General features: G+C 46.8%; 4 protein-coding genes. 2 read left to right on the forward strand and 2 right to left on the reverse strand.

The window, feature by feature from the left end; all coding sequences use genetic code 11:
- A partial coding sequence (locus Q0620_RS01070) for an SEL1-like repeat protein (protein WP_298782849.1) occupies window positions 1–1,059 on the reverse strand: 1,059 nt, incomplete at its 3' end.
- A gap of 147 nt (window positions 1,060–1,206) precedes the next feature.
- On the opposite strand from Q0620_RS01070, the gene hisD reads away from it, so the two are divergent.
- Both hisD and Q0620_RS01080 read left to right on the forward strand, forming a co-directional pair.
- Complete coding sequence (gene hisD / locus Q0620_RS01075; protein WP_298782850.1) at window positions 1,207–2,496, forward strand: histidinol dehydrogenase; 1,290 nt, start codon at window positions 1,207–1,209, stop codon at window positions 2,494–2,496.
- 257 nt (window positions 2,497–2,753) lie between these two features.
- A complete protein-coding gene (locus tag Q0620_RS01080) occupies window positions 2,754–3,044 on the forward strand; it encodes a DUF5339 domain-containing protein (protein WP_298782851.1) in 291 nt (96 codons plus the stop codon).
- Window positions 3,045–3,082: 38 nt separating this feature from the next.
- Here Q0620_RS01080 and Q0620_RS01085 read toward each other — a convergent pair.
- On the reverse strand, window positions 3,083–3,222 hold a 140-nt coding region (locus Q0620_RS01085), incomplete at its 5' end, for a DUF2798 domain-containing protein (protein WP_298782852.1).

Here is a 3,222-nt window from a genome sequence, read left to right on the forward strand (position 1 = left end):
TTTATAATCTTGATTCACACCCTTACCTAAATTATATAAAACACCCATATTGTAGCATCCTTTGGCCATTCCTAAATTGCAAGCTTTGGAATATAGTTCGCTCGCTTTCTTATAGTCCCGCTTTACACCTTCGCTGGAACTATACAAAACTCCTAGATTATAGCATCCTGTGTTATGCCCCAAATCGCAAGCTCTAGAATATAAATTTATTGCTTTTTCAAAGTCTTGTTCTATGCCTTCGCCTGAGGCATACCAAAACCCTAGAGCATAGCATCCTATGCTATATCCTAAATCACAAGTCCTAGAAAACAATTCATTTGCTTTCTTATAGTCCTGCTTTGTATGATTGCCTAAATAGTATGAAGCTCCAAGATTGTAACATCCTTCGGCAACTTCTAAATCGCAAGCTTTAGAATAGAATTGATCCGCTTTTTGGTAGCTTTGTTTTACGCCTTCCCCTTTTTCATATAAAATTCCAAGATTATGGCAGCTTTCGCCATGTTTTAAATCGCAAGCTTTAGAATATAGCTCGCTCGCTTTTTTATAATCCTGCTTTACGCCTTCACCCGAGGCATATAAAAGCCCGAGATTGTAGCATCCGTCACCTTCTTGCAAATCGCAAGCCTTGGAAAGCAGTTCGGTTGCTTTTTTGTAATCTTGCTTTACTCCTTTGCCTGAGTAGTATAAAACACCCAGATTGCCGCAAGCTATGCTATTTTTTAAGTCGCAGGCCTTAGAATATAGTTCGGTCGCTTTTTTATAATCTTGTTCTACGCCCTTGCCGTATTCGTATGACGCCCCCAAGGTGGTGCAACCCCAGCCGTCGCCCAAACTACAGGCTTTAAAATTTAGCTCCCTTGCTTTTTCATAATCCTGCTTCACGCCATCGCCAGAATAGTATGCCATGGCGAGATTCACGCATGCTAAGGTATTGTTGCTATCGCATTCGCTTTGTAATCTGCTTATACCGGGATCTTCTTGTTCCGCCGATGGCAAAGCCGTGGCTTCTGCTAGCGATAAAGCCGCCGTAGCGATCAGCGCTAAAAATATCTTTTTCATACATCGCTCCGTTTAAAATTTCGGCTATTTTATTTCATTTTCGCTTAATCTTTTGAAAATCGGCGAGCTGTAAATTTACATAGCCGCAAGCTTAAAGGCGAAATTTAGCAAAAAGCGTTAAAATTCCAAGCATTACAAGGAGCAAAAATGAAAATTTTAAAAAGCACGAACGCAAATTTCAAAGAGGAGTTTGCAAGGCTGGTGCGCCGCGGCGAGACGGATATGAGATCGGTAATGCCCGTCGTAAGCGGCATCATCGAGGAGATCAGAGCGCGCGGCGATGAGGCGCTAGCCGAACAGATCGAGAAATTTGACAGATGGCGCGTGCAGGGCGATCTGGCTATCACGCAAGAGCAGATGAGCCGCGCGTATGAAGGCTTAACCGCAGAGTTAAAAAACGCGCTACAGGTCGCATACGAGCGCATCTACGCTTATCATGAAAAACAGCTTGAGAGAAGCTGGTTTAGCTTCGATCCAAGCGGCGCGATGCTTGGGCAAAAGATCACGCCGGTAGATCGCGCGGGGCTGTATATCCCGGGCGGCAAGGCGGCGTATCCGAGCTCGCTTCTGATGAACGCGATCCCAGCAATCGTCGCGGGCGTGGAGGATATCAGCGTCTGCACCCCCGCCGTGGGCGGCGTCGTAAACGAGCTACTGCTTGCGGCGATGCATGTGCTAGGGATCAAAAAGGCCTACAAAGTGGGCGGCGCCAGCGCGATCGCGGCGATGGCATACGGCACGCGCACGATCGGCAAGGTCGATATCATCACGGGCCCCGGGAATATCTTCGTCGCAACCGCTAAAAAGCTCGTGTTCGGCGACGTAAATATCGATATGATCGCGGGTCCTAGCGAAGTGGGCATCATCGCAAACGCCGCGGCAAATCCGCGCAACATCGCTGTGGATCTGCTCAGCCAAGCCGAGCACGACGAGATCGCGAGCAGCTTTTTGATAAGCGACGATGAAAAATTCGCTCTTGCCGTCGCAGAGCATATCGAGCGCGAGCTGCCTACGCTCGCACGTGAGCCGATCGCTCGCGCCAGCATCCAAAATAAGGGCGCGATCATCATCGCACGCGATATGAACGAGTGCGTGGGGTTGATGAACAAGCTTGCGGTCGAGCACCTAGAAATCGCGACCGAAAACGCCTACGAGCTGCTTCCGCGCATACGTCACGCAGGCGCGATATTTTTGGGTCACTATACGCCCGAAGCGATGGGCGATTACCTCGCAGGCCCTAACCACACGCTGCCGACCGGCGGAAGCGCGCGATTTTTCTCGCCTCTGGGGGTTTATAACTTCATCAAACGAAGCTCGATCATAGCGATAAATAAACGCGCCATAGACGAGCTAGGAGGCGCGTGCATGGCGCTAGCGGACGCAGAGGGGCTCGGCGCACACAAAAAATCAGTGCAGATCAGATTTGATGAGAAGTGATTTTGCGCTGCAGCCCCAAGAGGCGGCGAGGGCGAAATTTTAAAAAGCACCGGCGGCAGTTGCGAAACCGCGAGCCAAAATTTTAAAATTTAAAGGCAAGTTAAATTTTAAAAAACGTAAGCGTCGCGGCGAGAGTAAAATTTTAAAATTTCAAAAGCGCTATAAATTTAAAAAAACAGCCGTATTTGATTAAAATTTAAGGCAAATTTACTAAGCGAAATGATATACTTTCGCTGATTTTTTACAAGGAGAGAAAAATGAAAAAATCACTTTTAGTTTTGGCTAGTTTTGGCTTTGCGCTAAGTCTTAGCGCCGCAGATCTTTCAGATAGCTGCAAAGAGTACTTCGCAGATCTTGATAAGATGGTTGATACCTACAAACAAGCGGGTCAAGAGCAGCAGGTCAAGATGTATGAGGATCAAAAAAAGCAGTCTATGGATCAGATCAGCGCACTTCCTAAGGAGCAGCAAGAGGCCACTTGCAAACAAGCTAAAGAGATGTTTGCTCAAGTAATGGAACAAATGAAAAAACAAGGTCTTTTAAAATAAACCTTCACGTGGCTAGGCTCTCTAGCCACACTTCAAATTTACCCCTCTTTTTTACATAAATTTTGCGCGATCTTTGCAACAGACGGCGAAACTAGCAAAAGCACAGGATACGCCACTACAAAGGCTTTTACATAAGCGATTAGCCAAATTTTCACAAAGCCATCAACAAAGCCAAGGT

The sequence above is a fragment of the uncultured Campylobacter sp. genome (genome assembly GCF_938017615.1).
In the GTDB taxonomy this organism is placed as follows: domain Bacteria; phylum Campylobacterota; class Campylobacteria; order Campylobacterales; family Campylobacteraceae; genus Campylobacter_B.

Coding starts and splice junctions, on each gene's coding strand:
- hisD (WP_298782850.1), top strand. CDS start 1,207: ATGAAAATTTTAAAAAGCACGAACGCAAATTTCAAAGAGGAGTTTGCA.
- Q0620_RS01080 (WP_298782851.1), top strand. CDS start 2,754: ATGAAAAAATCACTTTTAGTTTTGGCTAGTTTTGGCTTTGCGCTAAGT.